General features: G+C 64.4%; 22 protein-coding genes. 11 read left to right on the top strand and 11 right to left on the bottom strand.

Features of this window, described 5'->3' with window-relative positions:
• Positions 1-9: 9 nt before the first annotated feature.
• The 3 genes from HU218_RS02935 to HU218_RS02945 all read left to right on the top strand — a co-directional run bounded on the left by HU218_RS02935 (position 10) and on the right by HU218_RS02945 (position 2,627).
• Positions 10-831 (top strand): class I SAM-dependent methyltransferase, encoded by an 822-nt coding sequence (locus HU218_RS02935; RefSeq protein WP_174873454.1) that lies wholly within the window; start codon positions 10-12, stop codon positions 829-831.
• A gap of 9 nt (positions 832-840) precedes the next feature.
• Positions 841-1,725 carry a LysR family transcriptional regulator gene (locus HU218_RS02940; RefSeq protein WP_174873455.1) on the top strand — a complete coding sequence of 295 codons (885 nt, stop codon included), beginning with the start codon at positions 841-843 and terminating at the stop codon, positions 1,723-1,725.
• 380 nt (positions 1,726-2,105) lie between these two features.
• Positions 2,106-2,627 (top strand): hypothetical protein, encoded by a 522-nt coding sequence (locus HU218_RS02945; protein WP_174873456.1) that lies wholly within the window; start codon positions 2,106-2,108, stop codon positions 2,625-2,627.
• A 397-nt stretch (positions 2,628-3,024) separates the two neighbouring features.
• On the opposite strand, the gene dsdA is transcribed toward HU218_RS02945, so the two are convergent.
• From dsdA to pdxH, 7 genes are all read right to left on the bottom strand, one after another.
• Positions 3,025-4,251, bottom strand: a complete 1,227-nt coding sequence (gene dsdA, locus HU218_RS02950; protein ID WP_174873457.1) for a D-serine ammonia-lyase — start codon at positions 4,249-4,251, stop codon at positions 3,025-3,027.
• Between the two features lie 89 nt (positions 4,252-4,340).
• Positions 4,341-4,604 (bottom strand): GIY-YIG nuclease family protein, encoded by a 264-nt coding sequence (locus tag HU218_RS02955; protein ID WP_174873458.1) that lies wholly within the window; start codon positions 4,602-4,604, stop codon positions 4,341-4,343.
• A gap of 52 nt (positions 4,605-4,656) precedes the next feature.
• Positions 4,657-5,838 carry an aminotransferase class I/II-fold pyridoxal phosphate-dependent enzyme gene (locus HU218_RS02960; RefSeq protein ID WP_174873459.1) on the bottom strand — a complete coding sequence of 394 codons (1,182 nt, stop codon included), beginning with the start codon at positions 5,836-5,838 and terminating at the stop codon, positions 4,657-4,659.
• Between the two features lie 74 nt (positions 5,839-5,912).
• A complete protein-coding gene (locus HU218_RS02965) occupies positions 5,913-6,452 on the bottom strand; it encodes a YbhB/YbcL family Raf kinase inhibitor-like protein (RefSeq protein WP_174873460.1) in 540 nt (179 codons plus the stop codon).
• A gap of 107 nt (positions 6,453-6,559) precedes the next feature.
• Positions 6,560-6,880 carry a hypothetical protein gene (locus HU218_RS02970; RefSeq protein WP_174873461.1) on the bottom strand — a complete coding sequence of 107 codons (321 nt, stop codon included), beginning with the start codon at positions 6,878-6,880 and terminating at the stop codon, positions 6,560-6,562.
• Positions 6,880-7,359 (bottom strand): YehS family protein, encoded by a 480-nt coding sequence (locus HU218_RS02975; protein WP_174873462.1) that lies wholly within the window; start codon positions 7,357-7,359, stop codon positions 6,880-6,882. The genes HU218_RS02970 and HU218_RS02975 overlap by 1 nt, the downstream gene beginning before the upstream one ends.
• A gap of 106 nt (positions 7,360-7,465) precedes the next feature.
• Entirely contained in the window at positions 7,466-8,107 is a 642-nt protein-coding gene (gene pdxH / locus HU218_RS02980; RefSeq protein ID WP_174873478.1) for a pyridoxamine 5'-phosphate oxidase, read from the bottom strand.
• Positions 8,108-8,222: 115 nt separating this feature from the next.
• Here pdxH and hemA point away from each other — a divergent pair, with 115 nt between their 5' ends.
• Together hemA and prfA are read left to right on the top strand one after the other, a co-directional pair.
• The gene (gene hemA / locus HU218_RS02985; protein ID WP_174873479.1) at positions 8,223-9,476 is read left to right on the top strand and encodes a glutamyl-tRNA reductase; all 1,254 of its coding nucleotides are present in this window, start codon (positions 8,223-8,225) and stop codon (positions 9,474-9,476) included.
• Entirely contained in the window at positions 9,476-10,552 is a 1,077-nt protein-coding gene (gene prfA / locus HU218_RS02990; RefSeq protein WP_174873463.1) for a peptide chain release factor 1, read from the top strand. The genes hemA and prfA overlap by 1 nt, the downstream gene beginning before the upstream one ends.
• A 98-nt stretch (positions 10,553-10,650) precedes the next feature.
• On the opposite strand, the gene HU218_RS02995 is transcribed toward prfA, so the two are convergent.
• On the bottom strand, positions 10,651-10,956 hold the full coding sequence (locus HU218_RS02995) for a panthothenate synthetase (RefSeq protein ID WP_174873464.1): 306 nt from the start codon (positions 10,954-10,956) through the stop codon (positions 10,651-10,653).
• Between the two features lie 226 nt (positions 10,957-11,182).
• On the opposite strand from HU218_RS02995, the gene HU218_RS03000 reads away from it, so the two are divergent.
• Positions 11,183-11,374, top strand: a complete 192-nt coding sequence (locus HU218_RS03000) for a YgaP family membrane protein (RefSeq protein ID WP_174873465.1) — start codon at positions 11,183-11,185, stop codon at positions 11,372-11,374.
• Between the two features lie 75 nt (positions 11,375-11,449).
• Here HU218_RS03000 and HU218_RS03005 read toward each other — a convergent pair whose 3' ends face one another.
• The 3 genes from HU218_RS03005 to HU218_RS03015 are packed head-to-tail and all read right to left on the bottom strand — an operon-like array spanning position 11,450 to position 13,575.
• Positions 11,450-12,307 (bottom strand): septal ring lytic transglycosylase RlpA family protein, encoded by an 858-nt coding sequence (locus HU218_RS03005; protein WP_174873466.1) that lies wholly within the window; start codon positions 12,305-12,307, stop codon positions 11,450-11,452.
• 45 nt (positions 12,308-12,352) lie between these two features.
• Positions 12,353-12,817: a tRNA (uridine(34)/cytosine(34)/5-carboxymethylaminomethyluridine(34)-2'-O)-methyltransferase TrmL gene (gene trmL, locus HU218_RS03010; protein WP_174873467.1), complete on the bottom strand. Its 465-nt coding sequence runs from the start codon at positions 12,815-12,817 to the stop codon at positions 12,353-12,355.
• A gap of 38 nt (positions 12,818-12,855) precedes the next feature.
• A complete protein-coding gene (locus tag HU218_RS03015; RefSeq protein ID WP_174873468.1) occupies positions 12,856-13,575 on the bottom strand; it encodes a ComF family protein in 720 nt (239 codons plus the stop codon).
• Between the two features lie 58 nt (positions 13,576-13,633).
• On the opposite strand from HU218_RS03015, the gene bioB reads away from it, so the two are divergent.
• The 5 genes from bioB (at position 13,634) to bioC (ending at position 20,648) form a co-directional block, all read left to right on the top strand.
• Positions 13,634-14,617: a biotin synthase BioB gene (gene bioB, locus HU218_RS03020; RefSeq protein WP_174873469.1), complete on the top strand. Its 984-nt coding sequence runs from the start codon at positions 13,634-13,636 to the stop codon at positions 14,615-14,617.
• A gap of 113 nt (positions 14,618-14,730) precedes the next feature.
• Positions 14,731-15,882 carry an 8-amino-7-oxononanoate synthase gene (gene bioF / locus HU218_RS03025; RefSeq protein ID WP_174873470.1) on the top strand — a complete coding sequence of 384 codons (1,152 nt, stop codon included), beginning with the start codon at positions 14,731-14,733 and terminating at the stop codon, positions 15,880-15,882.
• A 104-nt stretch (positions 15,883-15,986) separates the two neighbouring features.
• Positions 15,987-18,839, top strand: a complete 2,853-nt coding sequence (locus HU218_RS03030) for a bifunctional diguanylate cyclase/phosphodiesterase (RefSeq protein WP_246210707.1) — start codon at positions 15,987-15,989, stop codon at positions 18,837-18,839.
• A 142-nt stretch (positions 18,840-18,981) separates the two neighbouring features.
• Positions 18,982-19,746, top strand: coding sequence for a pimeloyl-ACP methyl ester esterase BioH (bioH, locus tag HU218_RS03035; RefSeq protein WP_174873472.1), 765 nt, complete (start codon positions 18,982-18,984; stop codon positions 19,744-19,746).
• Complete coding sequence (gene bioC / locus HU218_RS03040; protein WP_174873473.1) at positions 19,743-20,648, top strand: malonyl-ACP O-methyltransferase BioC; 906 nt, start codon at positions 19,743-19,745, stop codon at positions 20,646-20,648. The genes bioH and bioC overlap by 4 nt, the downstream gene beginning before the upstream one ends.
• Positions 20,649-20,836: the final 188 nt, after the last annotated feature.

Here is a 20,836-nt window from a genome sequence, read left to right on the forward strand (position 1 = left end):
GAAAGCATCATGAGCCTGATCCCGGAAATCAAACCGCAGCAGTCGGTCGAACTGCTGAAAGAACTGCACATCCTCACCCGCGACGGCAAGATCAACCAGGACACTCGCCGCAAGCTGAAGCAGGTCTATCACCTGTACCAGTTCATCGAGCCGCTGATGGCCGACGTGCTGACGGAAAAAGGCAGCCTGACGCTGGCCGACCACGGCGCCGGCAAGTCCTACCTCGGCTTCATCCTCTACGACCTGTTCCTGAAGGACAAACCCGCCGCCTACGTCTACGGCGTGGAAACGCGACAGGATCTGGTGGACAAGTCGGTGGATCTGGCCAAACGGCTGGGTTTTGACGGCATGAGCTTCCTCAACCTCACCGTCGAGCAGTCGATCACCTCCGACGCGCTGCCGCCGCAGGTGGACATCATCACCGCGCTGCACGCCTGCAACACCGCCACCGACGACGCCATCCGCTTCGCGCTGGCCAAGGACGCCAAGTACATCGTGCTGGTGCCGTGCTGCCAGGCCGAGGTGGCCGCCGTGTTGCGGCAGAAGAAGAACGAGACCTTCGGCAAGACGCCGCTGTCCGAGCTGTGGCGCCACCCGATCCACACCCGCGAGTTCGGCAGCCAGCTCACCAACGTGCTGCGCTGCCTGCAGCTGGAAGCGCGCGGCTACCAGGTCACCGTTACCGAGCTGGTGGGCTGGGAACACTCGATGAAGAACGAGCTGATCATCGCCAAGAAAACCAGCAAGGGCAAAAAAGCCGCCCGCGAGCGGCAGGAGAGCATCCTGCGCGAGCTGAACCTGGAAGAACTGCGCGAGCGCTTCGCCTACTAAGCCCGCCGCATGAGCCGCCGCCTCGACGCTACCCTGCTGGCCGACCTGTGGTTCTTCCACGCGGTGGCGCAGTGCGGCGGTTTCCGCCGCGCCGCCGAACAGCTGGCGGTCACGCAGGGCGCGGTCAGCCAGCGCGTGCAGCGGCTGGAAGCACGGCTGCAGCTGAGCCTGCTGCAGCGCGGCGGCCGCAGCCTGCAGCTCACCGCCGCCGGGCAGCAGCTGTTTGCCGCCTGTGACAGCGGCTTCGATACCGTGGCAACAACGTTGGTCGCATTGCAGCGTGATTCCGCACCGGCCAGCGTGCAGCTGGCGGCACCACCGTCGCTGGCGCTGGAATGGCTGCTGCCGCGGCTGGGCCGCTTCGCCCGCCTGCAGCCGGACATCAGCGTCGATCTGCTGGCCGACAACCAGCCCTACAGCCCGGCGGCGCTACGTCAGGCCGGCATTGACCTGGCGCTGCGCTACCTGCCGCACGCGCCGCAGGATGCCGCCTTCGTGCTGCCGGAGTACGGCTACCCGGTCGCCGCCCCCGCTTTCGACCCCGCCGGCCACGGTGGCCGCCTGCTGCACGACGATGCGCCGTGGAGCACGCCAACACCGGCCGGCAGCGAGTGGGCGCTATGGTTGGCCGCCCACGGCCGTCCATCCGGCTGCGACGCCGGCGAACGCCACTTCAATCAGGCACAACTGGCCTACCGCAGCGCGCAGGCCGGCGATGGCGTGGCACTGGGCCGCCAGCTGCTGGTGGCGCGCTACCTGCAGGATGGCAGCCTGTGCCGGCTGGACGATCAGCCGCCGTTGCTGCTGGGCTATTACGCGTTGTATGCGGTTGGCAGCAGCGCGGCGGTTGCGGCACTGGGGGCGTGGCTGTGTGGGGAGATGCAAGCCCGGTAGCTCGATAAGTGCCGCGAACCCCGGTAAAAGGCAGGCACTCCGGCCCCGGATGCGCCGTTGGCTTATCCGATCTGCATGTTCACACCAGCTCATGGCTGGTCTGCTAACATGCCAACAGCTTGTTTGACCATATCGCTCATGGAGCCCGCATGCCTTTCATTTTATCCCACTGAGCTGTAGCGCTGACCATCGGCTTAGCTGTGTTGCTGTCTGAGTTGTAGTGGATATGGCTGTTAGCCAGTGCGCCGGGACTGTTGATTGCGTTGTGGCTGCGTCTGGTGCGGAGTAAATATCTGTTTTGTATGATTTTCTAACGGATAGCCGCTATAAGCGGGCCTCAATGCGCTATTGATTTTGCAATTTTGTAATAAGGGGGCGGTATGATTGGAGTTATTGTTGGATTTTTTATTGTAGCTTTGATGTTTGCGTCTTTTGCCTACTTTATTCGTCAGTCAGAGAAAAATGGCAATGGCGCCATTGATTCGCATAAACCAATTGTCTTGCTTGTAGATAACAATCCTACCTATGTGTCCTATAAAGAAATGGGTTTTTGGGCGGTTCGTATGTCTGATAAGGAATCTCACAGACTTTTGGATTCAATGAAGGACTCAAAAGTAGCTAATGATTTCATTACATACTTTATTACAGTGGCGCTGCAGTCGGCAATGTATAGATATCATGTGGTGAACGTCCTTAAATTTGGGGACGAGGCATTGCACGATATGAAAATTGGTGAGGATGATTCAATTAACACCTTCACCATGGGTAATGGTGAAAAATTGCCAGATGAGCTATATCGCAATTTCTCTACTTTTGTTGATTTTTTTTCGCAGCCATACAAGATGATTTTAATAGTGCAATGGATAAAATGGGAACATTTGGGAGTAGCAAAATTTCCATAACATTCGATGCCATGTTAGACAAGTACAATGGAAAATATGTGACGGTCGATGCATTGGACCGCATGATGACTGGCCAAGTATTGGATGCTGCTTTATTGGCAAAAATGGAGGTGTTGAGTAGTGTCATTAGGCGGAGATAGTTTAATTTTCTAAAAATGGCTGCAGAGTGAATGAGCATGTCCGGAACTCTTCTGTTTAATCCTGCCGCTGACCACTATTACTGGGAACGCAGTCATGGTCGAGTTGTAGTCTATGCTAGACAACGCGGTAAGTCGGGGGGGGTAGGCTGGTGCTGAGTATCGCGAAGCCCGGCGTTTACCTCGAATGAATAAAAAAGGTTGGCCGCAAGCCATGAGCAGCTTGCGGCCAACCTTTTTGCGTTTGCTTGATTGAGTAATCAATCAGCCAGCAGCGGCAGGAATACCTCGTCCGGCAGGCCGTTGCCGCCGGTGGTCCACACCACCGGGATGATGTCGCCCGGCCATTGTTCGCCGGCCAGCTGGTGGGCGACGAAACCGGCGGCGGCGGAGGGCTCCAGCCGCAGGCGGTGCTGCTGCCATTGCCGGCGCACTTCGGCCAGCAGGCTGGCGTCGCTGACGGTGATCACTGCGTCGATCAGCGGGCCGACGATGCCGGCCACGGTGGCGGAGGCGCGCGGCACCGCCAGGCCGTCGGCCACGGTGCGGTTGTCGAGGCCGATGTCGTACACCGACAGCGTGTCGTCGTCCGTGGCGAGGCGCAGCAGCATGCAGGGCGAGGCCACCGGTTCCACCAGCACGCACTGCACCGCGTCGCCGAACAGACACTTCAGGCCGAAAGCCACACCGCCTGGGGCGCCACCCACGCCGCACGGCAGGTAGACGCGCAGCGGCTGCTCGGGAGTTGGCCGCAGGCCGGCGGCTGCCAGCTGCGGCGCCAGGTCCCAGGCCGCGGCGGCATAGCCGAAGAACAGCAGCAGCGAGCTTTCATCGTCGATGAAATAGGCGTGCGGGTCGGCAGCGGCGATGTCGCGCGCGGCGGCCACCGCCAGTGCGTAGTCGCCCTGGTGCTCCACCACGCCGGCGCCCAGCGCGCGCAGGCGCTGCTTTTTCCACTCCTTGGCATCGTGCGACATATGCACTTCCACCTGCAGACCCAGCGCACGCGCCATCACGCCGACGCTGTAGCCGAGGTTGCCGGTGCTGCCGACCAGGATGCGGTGCTGCGCGAACAGCGCGCGTGCCGGCGCCTCGGCCAGCACGGCGTAGCTGCTGCCGGCCGGCAGCAGGCCGGCGGCCAGCGCCAGCTCCTCGGCATGGCACAGCACCTCGTACACGCCGCCGCGCGCCTTGATGCAGGCGGTGATCGGCAGCGCGTGGTCGGCTTTCACCCACAAGGGTTGGCCGTGCTCGTCGATCTGGCTTAGTAGTGGTGAATCGATGCGGCCATCGGCGGCGACGCTGTCCGGAAACAGCCGCGCCAGCAGCGGCGCGAAACGCTGCCAGCGGGCGATGGCGGCTTCGATGTTGGCGCGGCCGTAGCGGCTGGCGGCCAGCGCCTCGGCGGCGGGTTGCAGGGAGGGGTTGTGCCACAGCAGCGGTTGGCCGTGGCGCAGGGCGTTAGGGAGGGTATCGAGAGGGAACATGGCGCTTTCCGGTCAGAACATGCCCGGCAGTGTGCGCGTGGCCGCTGGCGGCGACAAGCCAGCATTACTGCTGCGTGTGATTAGCCTGGCTAATCGCTTGTCTGGCCCAGCTGCGCCGCCAGCCACGCCCGCTTCTGCGCCGCGCTCATCGCCTTCACCGCCAGTTCGGCGCGCAGTGCCTCGCTCTTGTCGGCAAATGCCACCACCAGCGCGATGCGCTCCGGCGGGAAGCTGCGGGTGTAGCGCGCACCCTTGCCTTTGAGGTGGGCGGCGTAGCGTTTCTCGACGTTATTGCTGATGCCGGTGTACAGGCTGCCGCCGCGGCATTCCAGCAGGTACAGGTACCAGCTCATGGTGTGCAAGGTTGGCCGCAAGACATGCGGCCAACGTTTTGTGCTGTTGGGGTCACTCGGCCAGCGCCTGCTGCAGATCGGCGATGATGTCGCGGATGTCCTCGATGCCCACCGAGCAGCGCACCAGCCCGCCGGGGATGCCGAGCGCGATGCGCTCCTCCTCGCTGCATTCCACGTGGCTGGTGGTGCTGGGCACGCCCAGCAGGGTATCCACCGTGCCCAGCGTGGCGGCGCGGATCAGCAGCTGGCAGCGCGGCAGCAGCCGGCGCACGGCGGCAAAACCGCCGGCCAGCTCGAAGCTGAGCACGCCGCCGAAGCCGTGCATCTGCTCGCGGGCGATGGCGTGCTGCGGGTGCTCCGGCAGGCCGGGATAGTTCACCTGCCGCACCGCCGGCTGCTGTTGCAGCCACTGTGCCAGCGCCAGCGCGTTGTCGTTGTGCTGGCGCATGCGCAGCGCCAGGGTCTTGATGCCGCGCAGGATCAGGAACGCGCTCATCGGGTCGAGGCAGGCGCCGTGGATTTCGCGGTAGTGGCGGATACGGTCGGTCAGCATCTTGCTGCCGCAGACGATGCCGCCCATGGCGTCGGCGTGGCCGCCGAGGAACTTGGTGGCGCTGTGCAGCACCAGGTCGGCGCCCAGCGCCAGCGGGTTCTGGTTTACCGGGGTGGCGAAGGTGTTGTCGATCACTACCACCGCGCCGGCGGCATGGCCGGCGGCGGCCAGGCGGCGGATGTCCTGCACTTTCAGCAGCGGGTTGGTCGGCGATTCCAGGTACAGCAGGTCGCAGCCATCAGCCAGCGCGGCGATGAAGGCGGCGGCATCGGTGGTGTCGCACAGCGTCACCTGCACCCCCCACTGCGGCAGGGTGTGCTGCAGCAGGTAGTGGCTGCCGCCGTAGGTGTCCTTGCCGGCCACCACGCGCGCGCCGGGCTTGAGCAGCGCCATCAGCGTGCTGCTGATCGCCGCCATGCCGCTGCCGAAGCTCACCGCCGCCGCCGCGCCTTCCAGCGCCGCCAGCTTGGCTTCCAGTGCCAGGCTGGTGGGGTGGGCGGTGTTGCGCGCGTACAGCGGGCCGGGCACGTCGCCACGCGCCACCTGCTCCCAGCTGTCCACATCCGGGTAGCCGTGGGCGATGCCGAACTCGATGGGTACCGCCAGCGCGGCGTGCGGGCGGTGGGCTTCTTCGCCGGCGCGGACGGCCAGCGTGGCAGGGTGCAGGGTGGGGGCTGTCATGGCGGCTCCAGAGAGGGACTGAGCCGCATGCTGGTGGCCTGCCGCCGGGCTGTCAAGCCGGCGGCGGGCAGGTGCTAGCGGCCGTAGGTAGCGATCAGGCTGGTCTTGCCCAGGCTGTTGGCATTCAGCATATAGCCCACCAGCGCCGGCATGGCATCGGCGCCCAGCTCCAGTTTGTCCACTTTCAGCGCATGCACGGTAAAGATGTAGCGGTGCGGCCGGTCGCCCTGCGGCGGGCAGGCGCCGCCGAAGCCGGGCACGCCGTAGTCGGTGCGGCTCTGCACGCTGCCGGCCGGCAGCACGCCGCCCGGATTACCGGCGCCGCTGGCCAGTTCGCGGGTGTCGGCCGGCAGGTTGAAGACCAGCCAATGCCACCAGCCGCTGCCGGTGGGGGCATCCGGATCGTAGACGGTGACGGCAAAACTCTTGCTGCCGGCCGGGGCATCTTTCCAGCGCAGCGCCGGCGACACATTGCCGCCGTTGCAGCCAAAACCGTTGTATTCCTGCGCCTTGCTCATCGGCTTGCCCGGCAGCAGCTGCGGACTGGTGACATCGAAGGCCAGCGCCGGCACGGCGGCCAGCAGCAGGGCGGCGCTGCTCAGAATGTATCGCATGGGATGACTCCTGGTGGTGGCGGACAAACACAGTATGGTTGGCCGCAGGCGCTTTGGCGCGCAGTCTACAAGCTTCATCCGCTGTGCTTGCCGCAAGCCGGGCGGCATCATCGCCGCTGCAACCATTCCGCCACCGACGCCTGCCAGCCATCGGCCACGCCGCTGGCCAGCAGATGTTCGCTACTGCCCAGTTGCAGCCGTGCGCCAGTGGCATCGAACCACAGTTCGCCCTCGGCGAAGCGGCGATAGGGCTGCGGTTCGCTGGTCATGGCGGCGAAGGTGAGCTTTTGCCAGCCGCCGCTGCCAGCCGGTTGCCACAGCCAGTGGTACACCGCATCCGCTGCGCTGCCGGCGGGCAGGTCCAGCCGCTTCACTTCCAGCAACGTGCCGTCCGCGCCGCTAAAGCCGTACAGGCATTGCAGCAGCATCAGTTGCCTTTCGGCTGTGCGCCCGGGCGCAGCTTGATGCTCAGCCCCTTGAGCAGGTAGCGCAGGAACTGGTCGCCGCACAGGCGGAAGTTCTTGTGGCCGGGCTTGCGGAACAGCGCGCCGACTTCGGCGCTGGAGACCTGCAGGCCGGTGAGGGCGATCAGCGCCTCGATGTCTTCCTGCTTCAGCTCGAACGCCACGCGCAGCTTTTTCAGGATGTCGTTGTTGTTCAGGCGCAAGAGTGGTGCCGGCGGCGGCGCATCGTCGCGGCGGCCGCGTTTTTCGATGATCAGGCCATCGAGAAACGCCGACAGCAGTTCGTCGCTGCAGGGCTGGAAGCCGGCTTCGTCGTCTTTCTTCAGCAGCGCGGTGAAGTCGTCGTCGGCGTACGGTTCGGCGTGCTGCAGGATGGCCAGCATCTTGGCGTCGCCGATATTGAGGATGAAGCGCACGCTGCGCAGGATGTCGTTGTTAAGCATGGGGTGTCCGTAGTGGGGTGCGGCCGGCGATGGCGTGCTGTCGCGGCTGGCCAGCAAAAAGTTTGGCCGCATTGCTGCGGCCAACGTGGCAGGCGTGGGCGGCGCGTTATGGCGCCAGGCGGCAGCGTTCCCAGCCGGCATTGGCCTGCAGGGTATATAGCACGCGATCGTGCAGCCGGCTGGGGCGACCCTGCCAGAATTCCACGCGGTCCGGCACGATGGCGTAACCGCCCCAGTGCGGCGGGCGCGGCACGGTCAGCGGGTGCTTGAGGCCGAAGGTGGCGGCGCGGGTCACCAGCACGCTCTTGCCGTCGATGACGCTGCTCTGTTCGCTGGCCCAGGCGCCGATGCGGCTGGTGTAGGGGCGGCTGGCGAAGTATTCGTCGGAGACTTCCGGCGCTACCTGCTGCACCTTGCCCTCGAGGCGTACCTGGCGTTCCAGCTCCGGCCAGAAGAAGGTTACCGCGATGTAGGGGTTGGCCGTCAGTTGGCGGCCCTTGCGGCTGAGGTAGTTGGTGTAGAACACCAGTTGCCCGTTTTCCACCCCCTTGAGCAACACGATGCGCGCCGACGGGCGGCCGTGCTCGTCCACGGTGGCAATGTGCATGGCGGTGGGTTCGTTCACCTCGGCGGCGATGGCCTCGTGCAGCCACAGCTCGAACTGTGCCACCGCATCCGGCAGGCAATCGTCGGGGGAAAGTTCTTTCTTGCTGTATTCCAGACGGATATCGGCGAGATTCAGCGGCATGGTGCCCTCCTTGATTGGCGACATGATACTCGGCTCGCCGCTTGCCGGCACGTCGCCCCGGCGCGCTAGCTGGTATAGAATGCCCGTTTTCTCCCTGCGCGTTATTGCCCTGCCCATGCAGCTGGTTGCCATCGGTCTCAATCACCACACCGCTCCGCTTGCCATCCGCGAGCGTCTGGCCTTTCCGGCCGAGACGTTGTCGGCAGCGCTGGCGCAGCTGGTGGAGTCGCATGCCGCGCGCGAGGTCACCATCGTTTCCACCTGTAACCGCACCGAGCTGTACTGTGCCACCGCGCAGCCGGAGCAGGTGCTGCGCTGGCTGGTGGGTTACCACGGCATGGCGCTGGACGAGGTGGCGCCGTACCTGTACCAGCTGGATGCCGCCGAAACCGCGCGCCACGCTTTCCGCGTCGCCTCCGGGCTGGACTCGATGGTGCTGGGCGAGACGCAGATCCTCGGCCAGATCAAGGACGCGGTACGCAATGCCGAGCGCGCCGGCACCATGGGCAGCCTGCTCAACGGCCTGTTCCAGAAAACCTTTGCCGTGGCCAAGGATGTACGTAGCCAGACCGCGGTGGGCGCCAGCTCGGTATCGATGGCCGCCGCCGGGGTAAAACTGGCGGAGCAGATTTTTGCCTCGGTGGGCGAGCTGAATGTGCTGTTCATCGGCGCCGGCGAGATGATCGAGCTGGTGGCGACGCACTTTGCCGCCCGCCAGCCGCAGAAAATCACCGTCGCCAACCGCACACTGGAGCGCGGCCAACGGCTGGCTGCCGAGTTCGGCGGTAACGCGATCACCCTGTCCGAGCTGCCGGATCAGCTGCAGCACTACGACGTGGTGGTCAGCTCCACCGCCAGCCAGCTGCCGATCATCGGCAAGGGCATGGTGGAGCGCGCGATCAAGGCGCGCCGCCACCGCCCGATGTTCATGCTCGACCTGGCGGTGCCGCGCGATATCGAGGCCGAGGTTGGCCGCATGGACGACGTCTACCTGTACACCGTCGACGACATCGCCAGCATCGTGGAAGTGGGCCAGCAGGCGCGCAACCAGGCGGCCGAAGAGGCCGAGACCATCATCAACCACCGTGTGGTGGAGTTCGTCGACTGGCTCAAGCGCCGCGAGTCGGTGCCGCTGATCCGCGCGCTGCGCGACGAATCGGAACGTATCCGCCGTCACGCGCTGGACGCTGCGCTGAAGCAGCTGTCGCGTGGCGACGCCCCCGAAAAAGTGCTGGAAGCGTTGTCGCTGCAGCTCACCAACAAACTGATGCACCCGCCGACGCAGGCGCTGTCTACCGGCAGCGGCGCGGCGCACGATGCGCAGGTCGAACTGATCGCGCGTCTGTATCGCTTACACCCGGAGCAGTAATGAAACCGTCGATTGCGGCGAAACTGGCCACCCTTTGCGAGCGGCTGGAAGAAGTCACCCATTTGCTGGCCGCCGAAAACGCCACCGCGGACATGGACGCGTTCCGCAAGCTTACCCGCGAACACGCCGAACTGACCCCGGTGGTGGAGGCATTCAATGCCTATCGCCAGAGCGAAGCCGATATCGCCACGGCCGGCGAACTGCTGGCCGATCCGGAGATGAAGGAATTCGCCCAGGCCGAGATTGAAGAAGCCAAGGCGCGCATGGATTCCCTGGACCTGGAGCTGCAGAAGCTGCTGCTGCCCAAGGACCCGAACGACGACAAGAACATCCTGCTGGAAATCCGCGCCGGCACCGGCGGCGACGAAGCGGCGCTGTTCGCCGGCGACCTCTTGCGCATGTATACCCGCTACGCCGAGCGCAACCGCTGGCAGGCCGAGATCCTGTCCGCCAGCGAGTCCGACCTTGGCGGTTACAAGGAAGTGATCGTGCGTATCGCCGGTGACGGCGCCTACTCGCGGCTGAAGTTCGAGTCCGGCGGCCATCGCGTGCAGCGCGTGCCGGCCACCGAGACCCAGGGCCGCATCCATACCTCCGCCTGCACCGTGGCGGTGATGCCGGAAGCGGACGAGATTGCCGAAGGGGTGCTGAACCCGGCCGACCTGCGCATCGATACCTTCCGCGCCAGCGGCGCCGGCGGACAGCACATCAACAAGACCGACTCGGCGGTGCGTATCACCCACTTGCCGACTGGCATCGTGGCCGAGTGCCAGGACGGCCGTTCGCAGCACGCCAACAAGGCCAGCGCCATGCGCGTGCTGGCGGCGCGCATCTACGACATCCAGTTGCGCGAGCAGCAGCAGAAGGAAGCGGCGGAGCGCAAGAGCCTGATCGGCTCCGGCGACCGCTCCGAGCGCATCCGTACCTATAACTACCCGCAGGGCCGCGTCACCGACCACCGCATCAACCTGACGCTGTACAAGCTGGATTACGTGATGGACGGCGACATGGTGGAGCTGACCGACGCGCTGCTGGCCGAGCGCCAGGCCGAGCTGCTGGCGCAGCTGGCAGAGTAAAGCGTGCGGCCAACGTTGGCCGCAGAGGCAAACGACAAGGGCAAGCCGATGGCTTGCCCTTGTCGTTTGCGGGTGGGCGAAACGGGTACGGAGCTGGCTCAGCTCCAGCGTTTGCCCAGTTCGTCCAGCCCGGCCTGCTGCAGTTCGGCCGGCGTCATCAGGATGCGGAATTGGCAGCCGGCGTTGAAATTGAGGAAGAACTGCTCGGCCAGGGCCGGTACCGCGGCACCATTGGCGACTTCCACCACGAAGATCGCGCAGCGGTGACCGTCCTGTTCGGTGAAGTAGGCGGCTTCCGGCTGGATGCTGTCCAGAATGCGGCCGATGACGGCGCCGGCCTGACCGTTACGCACCAGGGTGTTGAACGGTTCGTGCGGAAAATCGACGGTGAGTAACATTTTCATGGGGACCTCCTGTTAACCCGGGAGGCAGGCGGCTGTCTGCCCTGCTACAGGCATAGGCCAGTTCCGCCGTGGCGGCGGGGTAATTGCCGGCGATTATCGATGCCAGGCGACTGCGGCGCGGTGGGCGCTTGTTTGCGCTGGCGCAAGCGCGCGCGGGGGCTGCTTTGCCAATCACTATATTTCTGCATATAGTAAGACCGTCAGCATGCCACGGAGATTGGCAACCATGTTCCAGCGCAATATCGGCAGTACCGAACGCATCATCCGCATCGTGGCCGGCGTGGCCATCACCGCCTTGGCCTTTGTCGGCCCGCAGTCGCCGTGGGCATTCCTCGGCCTGGTGCCGCTGGCAACCGGCCTGCTCGGCTGGTGTCCGCCGTATGCCATGCTGGGGATCAATACCTGCAAGAAGTCCTGAGCGGCAGCGGCAGGCAAATAAAAAACGCGAGGCTATGCCTCGCGTTTTTGTTGTTTACCGTGTTGCCGGCCCGGTTTAACGGGTGATGACGGGTGCCACGTTTAGCGCGTTGGCTACCAGCAGCGCCTCATGGTCGTCACTGAACGGACCCATGCGTACGCGGTACAGGCCGTCCTGGTTGACGATGCCCAGCTTCTCGTCATGCGCGTTGGCCGGATTGGCCAGCAGCGCTTTCAGCTCGGCCTCGGCAGCGGCCAGGCGGCTGAAGGAAGCCAGTTGCAGGTAGTAGCTCTCGCCCGGCGCCGCTTTCTGCTGTGCCGGCGGACGGGTAGCGATACGGTCGCTGCCATCTACCGGGAACACGCGTTCCACCACCACGTTGCCGAAACCCGACTTCACGATGCCCAGCTTGTAGGCAGCGGAGTAGCTCAGGTCCATCAGGCGGTTCTTGTGAAACGGGCCACGGTCGTTGATGCGCACGATGACCGATTCGCCGTTTTTCAGGTTGGTAACCCGGGCGTAGCTCGGAATCGGTAGCGTCGGGTGCGCGGCGGTCATCGCAAACATATCGTAGCGTTCGCCGGAGCTGGTTTTGCGTCCGTGGAACTGCTTGCCGTACCAGGAAGCCTTGCCGGTCTGGCGGTAGGGCTTCTCCGATGCGTCCGGGCGGAAGCTCATGCCCAGGGCGGAGTACGGCTTGTTGGCTGAAGCGATCAGCGGCTCATCCTGCGGAATCGCATCCGGTATCAGGTCCAAGTTGACCGGGGTTTGCAGGGCCGGACCGTCGTTCTGGAAGTAGGCTCCGGAGTTGACGGCAGATTTTTTGTAACTGACCTTGGCAGTCTGCGTCGCAGTTGCCGGTCTGACGGTGGTACAAGCCACCAGCAAAGCACTGATGAACACTAGCCACAGCCATCGGTAAAAAGGTTTCATGACCTCTCCTTATGCTGTTGTGCCAACGGTGAGTTGCAGGCGCGGCTAGAACCCTCCGACAAAATCATGCTGGCGCCAGGCTTCGAACACGAGCACGGCGACGGCATTGGAAAGGTTCAGGCTACGCGATTCGGGCCGCATCGGCAGTCGCACCCGCCGCGTAGACGGGAGCGTGTCGAGAATCTCGGCGGGCAGGCCGCGTGATTCGGGACCGAACAATAAAACATCGCCGGGCTGGAAGGCGATGCGGTCATGCCGCGTGGCACCCTTGGTGGTGGCCGCGAAAATGCGGCGCTCGCCAAGGTGGGCCAGGCAGGCTTCCCAGTCCTCGTGAACCACCATGCGGGCGTACTCGTGATAGTCGAGTCCGGCGCGTTTCAGTTTGGCGTCTTCGAGCGGAAAACCCAGTGGCTTGACCAAGTGCAATTCACAGCCGGTGTTGGCACAGAGTCGAATAATATTGCCCGTATTGGGCGGTATTTCCGGCTGGTAGAGAACAACGGTAAACATCGTTGCGGGGCGAATATTCTAGTAAATCAACAGGTTGGTCAAGTGTGACGAAAATGGGCCTTGGCCAGCACCCATGCTTCTACCCGTTTTGCCCCTGCTTTTTTCAGGGTTTTGGACAGGGCATGCAAGGTGGCGCCGGTGCTTGCCACGTCATCGACAATGGCAATGAAAAGACCGTCACAGCGGTGTTTTACGCCGAAGGCATCACGCAGGTTGGCCAGCCGTTCGGTACGGTCGAGGCCGGCCTGCGGCACGGTGTTGCGTTTGCGCCAACACAGATCGCGAGCCAGTGGCGCGCGCATTGTAACAGCCAGGGCGTCGGCCAGTGCATCCGGCAGATTAAAGCCGCGGGCGGCCAACCTGGCGGCCGCCAGTGGCACCGGAATGATGAGGTCGGGCACAGGCAGTGCCGGATGGCGTTGTAACAGCGTTCGCATCAGCCCGGCCAACGCGCCTTGCAGCGCCGGCTGCGGCCCGTATTTGCAACGCGCGATCAGGCCATCGAGCGGGTAATCGTAGTCGTAGGCGGCCAGCAGGCGGTCAAAGGCCGGCCGCAGTTGCTGGCAGTCGCCGCAGGGGGCGTGGCCGCTGTTGACCTGGGCATGGCATTGCGGACAGCGCGCGGTGATCTGATAAGGCAGGGCCGGCAGGCAGCACTGGCACACGCCGTGCGGTGCCGGACGTTGGCCGCAGAACTGGCAGTGCTGTTCAAATAATGAACAGCTGTCAACAAGGTGGCCAAGCAGGTTTGACAGCATGCGGCAGTCCTCGGCATGATGCGCCTAGTTTTTACTCTAATTTATGACGGTAGCACAGATGACCCAGGCCACCATCGCTTTCCAGCGCCCGCCCAAACTGCATCCGGAACAAGCTCTGTGGAGCCAGCAGGAAGTCGAGGCTTTGTACGACCTGCCGTTCATGGAGCTGGTCTTCCGTGCCGCCGAGGTGCATCGCCAGCATTTCGACCCCAGCCGGGTGCAGCTGTCGACGCTGGTTTCCATCAAGACCGGCGGTTGTCCGGAAGATTGCGGCTACTGCCCGCAATCGGTGCATCACGAAACGCCGGTGGAAAACCAGCCGATGATGACGGTGGAAGAAGTGGTCGAGGCCGCGCGTCATGCCAAGGCCAACGGTGCCGGGCGTTTCTGTATGGGCGCTGCCTGGCGCGGCCCCAAGGATGCCGATCTGGAAAAGACGCTGAACATGGTGCAGCAGGTCAAGGCGCTGGGTCTGCAGACCTGTGCCACTTTCGGGCTGCTGAAAGACGGCCAGGCCGAGAAGCTGAAAGATGCCGGGCTGGACTTCTATAACCACAATCTGGATACCGCACCGGACAAGTACGCCGACATCATCCAGACCCGTGAGTATGAAGACCGCCTCGACACCCTCGGCAAGGTACGCGGCGCCGGCCTGTCGGTGTGCTGTGGCGGTATTGTCGGCCTCAACGAAACCCGCGAGCAGCGCGCCGGGCTGATCCTGCAACTGGCCAACCTCGACCCGCAGCCGGAGTCGGTGCCGGTGAACAATCTGGTGAAAGTAACCGGTACCCCGCTGGACGGCGCCGAGGAACTGGACTGGACCGAATTCGTGCGCACCATCGCCGTGGCGCGCCTGACGCTGCCGAAGAGCTATATCCGGCTGTCGGCCGGCCGCCGCGAAATGCCGGAGGCAATGCAGGCGCTGTGCTTCCTGGCCGGCGCCAACTCCATCTTCTACGGCGACAAGCTGCTGACCACCGGCAATCCGGATGTCGATGCCGACCGCGCGCTGATGGACAAGCTGGGTCTGCAACCGCTGTAACCTGCTGCCGGCGCTAACCACCGCCAGCACTGACGCTACACTGCGTCACCGAACAAGCACCTTGCCGTCGGCGGGTGCTTTTTTTCGACCATTGCACTAGAAAGGTTGGCCGCATGCGTCCCGACGAAATCGATTCCGCCCTGGGCGAGCTGGCTACCGAGCACCGCCTACGCCGCCGTCCCACGCTGGCTTCGCCACAGGGGCCGCGGGTGACGATCGACGGCTGCGACTATCTGGCATTTGCCAGCAACGATTACCTCGGGCTGGCCAATCATCCGGCGCTGCGGCAGGCGATGCAGCAGGGCATAGACGACTGGGGCGTCGGCGGCGGGGCGTCGGCGCTGGTGGCCGGGCATTTCGCCATCCAGCAACAGGCGGAGGAAGCGCTGGCGGCATTTGTCGGCTGCGAGTCCGCGCTGCTGTTCGGTTCCGGTTATGCGGCCAACCTCGGCGTGATCACCAGTTTGGTCGGGCGTGGCGATGCGGTGTTTGCCGATCGCCTCAATCACGCGTCGTTAAACGATGGCTGCCTGCTGTCGCGGGCCGAGTTCAAGCGTTTCCGCCACAACGATCTGGCGCAGCTGGAGCAGCTGTTGCGCGATACCCCGGCCCGCAGCCGGTTGATCGCGGTGGACGCGGTGTACAGCATGGATGGTGACGAGGCGCCGCTGCGCGACTTACTGCAGCTGGCCGAGCGCTACGATGCCTGGCTGTATCTGGATGATGCCCACGGTTTCGGCCTGCTGGGCGATGGGCACGGCGCGTTGCTGGAGTATGCGCTGCACCACCCGCGGGTGGTGTACATGGCGACGCTGGGTAAAGCCGCCGGCGTGGCGGGGGCGTTCGTGGCCGGCAGCCGCCAGCTGGTCGACTGGCTGGTGAATACGGCGCGCACCTACATCTTTACTACCGCCCATCCGCCGGCGCAGGCCGCTGCGGTTTTGCGCAGTCTGCAGCTGATTGCTGACGAAAAATGGCGTCGTCATTTACTCAATGAGCATATATCGGTGCTGCGCAATGGTTTGCGCGCAACTTCTTTATCGTTGTGCTCTTCCCGTGCGCCAATTCAACCGATTATTATTGGCAGCAATAAGGAAGTCTTGAAGCTGGCAGCAGCACTGCGTGCGCGCGGAATCTGGGTGCCGGCGATCAGACCGCCCACTGTGCCGGCAGGTAGCGCGCGTTTACGCGTATCACTGACGGCCGGGCATACACGCGACGACGTGGCAGAGTTGTTAGCCGCATTACTATCTGTAATTAGTTAAAACTGCTGCTTCATTTGTTGTAAAAAGCTGCCAATATAAAAACAGCCACTGTGCATGGGGGGATGCCCCGTGCAAGCGCTCACGAGTGGGTATACACGAACTGTATGAACAGTACGGCTGATTTCCTGTTTACACCGGAAGAAGCTGCCGAAGCGGCGCTGGATTTCCTGGCCCGCTTGCAGGCTCCTGACGGTGCAACAGTCTGGGGGAAGATAGGCACTGTCTGGCATTGTCTGGCCAGGCGGGGCGATACGGCTTGTCTGCCGAAACCGGACAAGCTGCACGCCGCTGCCAGCCTGCCGGACCATGTCCGCCTGCACCGGCTGGGTAGTGAAAGCGCCCCGCTGGGATGGCTGCTTTGGCACGGGCAGAAAGTGGCCGACGAGCTTACCTCGCGCCTGGCCTACCTGCTGTCGGGCCACCTGCTTGGCGCCGGTCTGAACGAGGCGCTGTCCACCGCCCGCCTGACCCATCACATCCTGCTGGAAATCAGCCGCCTTGCCAGCGAGGCCGACGACCTCGCCACCGTGCTGCCGCAGCTGCACCAGGCGGTGCGTTTCCTGATGCCGGCCGACAATTTCTATATCGCGCTGCACGACGAAAACGCCGGAGTGTTGCGTTTTCCCTACTTTGTTGACCAAAGTGATGCATTAAAACCACAGCCGGAACAGACCTTTCCGGCGCGTGGTCCGGATGCCTCGCTGACGGCCTGGCTGATCCGCGAGAACCAGTGCCTGATGCTCGGTGGCGACGACCTGGTCTCGCTGTGCCGGCGCGAAGGCATCCCGCAACATGGCGCCGCCTGCGACTGGTGGATGGGCATGCCGCTGAGCAATGGCAGCGGCCGGGTGATGGGCGCCATGGTGATCCAGGGCTACCACGGCCAACCACGGCCGGAGCCGCATGCCGAGGCCGCCTTCCTGTTTGTCGGCCACCATATTTCCGCCGCGCTGGACCGGCTGCTGTTCCGTGCCGATCTGGAAAAGCAGGTCTGGCGCCGCACTACCGAGCTGGAAACCGCCAATGCGCGGCTGCGCGCCGAAGTTGCCGAACGCCAGCGTACCGAGCAGCTGCAGACCATGCTGTTCCGCATGGCCGAGCTGTCCAATACCAGCCTGTCGATGGAAGCATTCTTCGCCGGCCTGCACCGCCTGCTGGCCGAGCTGATCGATGCCGGCAACTGCCAGGTGGCGCTGTATGACCTGGAACGTGACGAACTGAGCTTCCCGTACTGTGCCGACCTGTACCAGTCGGAACTGGCGCCGCGCGCGCCGGGCCGCGGGCCGGTAGAGCAGGTGCTGCATAGCGGCCGGCCGCTGTTGCTGGCCGATGCCCGCTGGCAGCTGGATGGCGACGAGGCACTGGAGTCGCCCCCCTGCTGCTGGCTGGGCGTGCCGCTGTATAGCGGCAGCGTGCTGCGCGGCGTGCTGTCGGTGCAAAGCTATACCGCGGAAACCCGTTACAGCTGGCGGGAGCAGGAGATCCTGGAGTTTGTCGCCAACCATATCGGCAGCGCGCTGGCGCGGGTACAGGCGCTGGACGATCTGCAGCGTGCCTACGCCGACCTGGAGCAGCGGGTGCGCGAGCGCACCACCCAGCTGGATGCGGTCAATGCCCAGCTGCAGCACGACAGCCTGCACGATCCGCTGACCAAGCTGCCGAACCGCAACTATTTCGGTCGCGTGCTCAAACGCAGCTGGGACGCCTTCCAGCTCGACCCGGAGCAGCGCTTCGCGGTGCTGTTCATCGATCTGGACCGTTTCAAGCTGGTCAACGATTCGCTGGGCCATCTTGCCGGCGACCTGCTGCTGATCGAGGCGGCGCAGCGCATCCAGGGCACCTTGCAGTTTGCCGACTTCCTCGCCCGCCTCGGCGGTGACGAGTTCGCGGTGCTGCTGTCCTGTGTCGATACCATGGACCAGTGCGAGGAGATCGCCCGCCAGCTGGTGGCGTCGTTCGAGCGCCCCATCGTGCTGTCCGGCCGCGAAGTGTTCACCACCGTCAGTCTCGGCGTGGTGCTGGCAGACAAGAGCCACTACAGCCGTGCCGAAGACATGCTGCGCGATGCCGACCACGCCATGTACCGCAGCAAGCAGCGCGGCCGCCACGGCTACACCCTGTTCAACCAAGAGTTGCGCCGCGACCAGGCCGACCAGCTGGCGCTGGAGGCCGAGCTGCGTCACGCGCTGACCAACGACTACGAGCTGGTGCCGTACTACCAGGCCATCGTCGACAGCCAGACCGGGCGTCTGGCCGGCTTCGAGACGCTGGTGCGCTGGCACCACCCGCAACGCGGCATGATTTCGCCCAGCGTGTTCATGCCGATGGCGGAAGAAAGCGGCCTGATCCTCAAGCTCGACCGCTACATGATCGAGCGTTCCTGCGCCCAGTTGGCCGCCTGGTATGCCGAGGGCCGGCTGGACGGCGAGGTGTGCCTGCACATCAATCTGTCGTCCACCCATTTCCACGACCGCACCTTGCTGGACTGGCTGTTGCCGCTGTTGCGCCAGTACGGGCTGCCGGCCGGCACCCTGCATCTGGAGGTGACCGAAAGCGCGCTGATCGACGTGCCGGATCTGGCCATCCGCGTGATGCAGGAGCTGAAGGAGCAGGGCATCTGCCTGGCGCTGGACGATTTCGGTACCGGCTACTCGGCGCTGTCCTATTTGCACCGTTACCAGTTCGATGTGCTGAAGATCGACCAGTCCTTCGTGCGCGAAGTGCACTGCCAGGACGAGTCCGCCGCCATCGTGCGCGCCATCCTGGCACTGGCCGCCGCGCTGGGGCTGGAAGTGGTGGCCGAGGGGGTGGAAACGCCGGCGCAGGTACAGGCGCTGCGTGAACTGGGCTGCACCCGGCTGCAGGGCTACTACTTTGCCCGTCCGGCACCGGCCGCACAGCTGGACTGGGATCGTCTGGGCGGCATCGAGCCCGCCACTGCCGCGCTGAGCGCCTGATAACCAGACCGGCGTCACAACGCCGTGCCGCACGCCGCCCCGTTGTCATGACCGGGCGGCGTTTTCACGCCCCGGCACAACGGCGGGTATCTTTCCGCCGGCAGTATTGCGAAAATGCGCTTTTGCCCCACCTTGTTGTTTCATGAGCCTTTTTATCGAAAGCCACGGCCGTGGTCCGGATGTGGTACTGCTGCACGGCTGGGGGTTGCACGGCGGCGTGTTCGACCGCATTGCGGCCAACCTTGCCGGCGAATTCTGCGTCCATCTGGTCGACCTGCCCGGTCACGGCGGCAGCGCCGCCAGCCTCAGTTTCAACCCGGATACCATCGCCAGCCAGCTGGCCGAGCGCTTCCCGCTGCCGGTGCAGGTGGTGGGCTGGTCGCTGGGCGGGCTGATCGCGCAGCACTGGGCCGCCCGCCATCCTGCCGGCGTCAAGAGTCTGGCGCTGATCGCCACCAGTCCGCGCTTCGTGCGCGACGACAGTTGGCCGCATGCGCAGCAACGTGCCGCCATCGAGGGCGTCGGTGCCAGCCTGGACGGCGCCTTCGAGCAGACGCTGGAGCGCTTCCTCGCGCTGCAGATGCTGGGCGCGCCGGCAGCGCGGCAGACGCTGGCGGCACTGAAAGAGCAGATGTTCGCCCACGGCCGCCCTCAAGGGCTGCTGCCGGCGCTGGATTGCCTGCTGGCCGCCGATGCGCGGGAACTTGCGCCGCTGATTACCTGTCCTGTAGGGCTGTTCTTTGGCGCCCGCGATGCCATCACCCCGATCGGGGCGGGTCGCTGGCTGGCCGCAGCGCTGCCGGATGCCACCCTGTACGAATTTGCCCAGGCTTCGCATGCGCCCTTCCTCTCGCACGAGAGCGAATTTCTGCAGCACCTGCGCCACCATCTGGAACAACACGCATGACTGAAGCGTTTTACACCGACAAGACCCGCGTGCGCGCCTCGTTCGAGCGCGCGGCGCACAGCTACGATGCCGCCGCCGTACTGCAACGCGAAGTGTCGGACCGCATGGCCGAACGGCTGGACTACATCAAGCTGCAGCCGGCAGTGATTCTGGATGCCGGCAGCGGTACCGGTTACGGCAGCGCCGAGCTGCGCCGCCGCTACCCGGAGGCCCGCGTGGTGGAGCTGGACCTGGCGCACGCCATGCTGTGCGCCTCGCGCGAGAAGCAACGCGCCGGGCAGGGCATGCTGTCGCGGCTGTTCAAACCGCAAAGCCCGTGGCAGGTGTGTGCCGATGTCGAGCGTCTGCCGCTGGCCGACAACAGCGTGGACATGATCTGGTCCAGCCTCACCATCCAGTGGCTGAACCTGCCGGATGCGGTGTTTGCCGAGTTCCAGCGCGTGCTCAAACCGGGTGGCATGGTGCTGTTTGCCACCCTGGGGCCGGACACGCTGTTCGAGCTGCGCACGGCGTTCAGCCATGCCGACGGTGCCAATCATGTGAACCAGTTCATCGACATGCACGATCTGGGCGATGCCATGCTCGCCAGCGGCATGTCGGAGCCGGTGATGGACATGGAAAAAATCGTGATGACCTACGCCAGCGCGCGCGAGGTGATGCAGGACCTGAAGTCCATCGGTGCGCATAACGTCACCGACGGTCGCGGCCGCGGCCTGCTGGGCAAGCATGCCTGGCAGCGGGTGTGCGAAGCCTACGAAGGCTACCGCCGCGACGGCCAGCTGCCGGCCACCTATGAAGTGCTGTACGGCCACGCCTGGAAGGGTGAGCCGAAGAAGAAAGCGAACATCCTGCCCGACGGGCGGCAGGTGATCGAATTTACCCGTACCCCGCCCAAGCGTTGATGATTGCCGCATGACTGTTACCCGCCGACTGTTTACCCTTTCCCTGCTGGCCATCCTGGCCGGCTGTGCCAGCCAGACGCCGCCTCCGCCGGTGGCCAAAGCGGTGCCCAAACCCAAAATCGCGCTGGCGCTGGGTGGCGGTGCCGCCAAGGGCTTTGCCCATGTCGGCGTGATCCGTGTGCTGGAAC

Source organism: Vogesella oryzae (genome assembly GCF_902829295.1).
GTDB lineage: Bacteria > Pseudomonadota > Gammaproteobacteria > Burkholderiales > Chromobacteriaceae > Vogesella > Vogesella oryzae.

Coding starts and splice junctions, on each gene's coding strand:
- HU218_RS02935 (WP_174873454.1), top strand. CDS start 10: ATGAGCCTGATCCCGGAAATCAAACCGCAGCAGTCGGTCGAACTGCTG.
- HU218_RS02940 (WP_174873455.1), top strand. CDS start 841: ATGAGCCGCCGCCTCGACGCTACCCTGCTGGCCGACCTGTGGTTCTTC.
- HU218_RS02945 (WP_174873456.1), top strand. CDS start 2,106: ATGATTGGAGTTATTGTTGGATTTTTTATTGTAGCTTTGATGTTTGCG.
- dsdA (WP_174873457.1), bottom strand. CDS start 4,251: ATGTTCCCTCTCGATACCCTCCCTAACGCCCTGCGCCACGGCCAACCG.
- HU218_RS02955 (WP_174873458.1), bottom strand. CDS start 4,604: ATGAGCTGGTACCTGTACCTGCTGGAATGCCGCGGCGGCAGCCTGTAC.
- HU218_RS02960 (WP_174873459.1), bottom strand. CDS start 5,838: ATGACAGCCCCCACCCTGCACCCTGCCACGCTGGCCGTCCGCGCCGGC.
- HU218_RS02965 (WP_174873460.1), bottom strand. CDS start 6,452: ATGCGATACATTCTGAGCAGCGCCGCCCTGCTGCTGGCCGCCGTGCCG.
- HU218_RS02970 (WP_174873461.1), bottom strand. CDS start 6,880: ATGCTGCTGCAATGCCTGTACGGCTTTAGCGGCGCGGACGGCACGTTG.
- HU218_RS02975 (WP_174873462.1), bottom strand. CDS start 7,359: ATGCTTAACAACGACATCCTGCGCAGCGTGCGCTTCATCCTCAATATC.
- pdxH (WP_174873478.1), bottom strand. CDS start 8,107: ATGCCGCTGAATCTCGCCGATATCCGTCTGGAATACAGCAAGAAAGAA.
- hemA (WP_174873479.1), top strand. CDS start 8,223: ATGCAGCTGGTTGCCATCGGTCTCAATCACCACACCGCTCCGCTTGCC.
- prfA (WP_174873463.1), top strand. CDS start 9,476: ATGAAACCGTCGATTGCGGCGAAACTGGCCACCCTTTGCGAGCGGCTG.
- HU218_RS02995 (WP_174873464.1), bottom strand. CDS start 10,956: ATGAAAATGTTACTCACCGTCGATTTTCCGCACGAACCGTTCAACACC.
- HU218_RS03000 (WP_174873465.1), top strand. CDS start 11,183: ATGTTCCAGCGCAATATCGGCAGTACCGAACGCATCATCCGCATCGTG.
- HU218_RS03005 (WP_174873466.1), bottom strand. CDS start 12,307: ATGAAACCTTTTTACCGATGGCTGTGGCTAGTGTTCATCAGTGCTTTG.
- trmL (WP_174873467.1), bottom strand. CDS start 12,817: ATGTTTACCGTTGTTCTCTACCAGCCGGAAATACCGCCCAATACGGGC.
- HU218_RS03015 (WP_174873468.1), bottom strand. CDS start 13,575: ATGCTGTCAAACCTGCTTGGCCACCTTGTTGACAGCTGTTCATTATTT.
- bioB (WP_174873469.1), top strand. CDS start 13,634: ATGACCCAGGCCACCATCGCTTTCCAGCGCCCGCCCAAACTGCATCCG.
- bioF (WP_174873470.1), top strand. CDS start 14,731: ATGCGTCCCGACGAAATCGATTCCGCCCTGGGCGAGCTGGCTACCGAG.
- HU218_RS03030 (WP_246210707.1), top strand. CDS start 15,987: ATGAACAGTACGGCTGATTTCCTGTTTACACCGGAAGAAGCTGCCGAA.
- bioH (WP_174873472.1), top strand. CDS start 18,982: ATGAGCCTTTTTATCGAAAGCCACGGCCGTGGTCCGGATGTGGTACTG.
- bioC (WP_174873473.1), top strand. CDS start 19,743: ATGACTGAAGCGTTTTACACCGACAAGACCCGCGTGCGCGCCTCGTTC.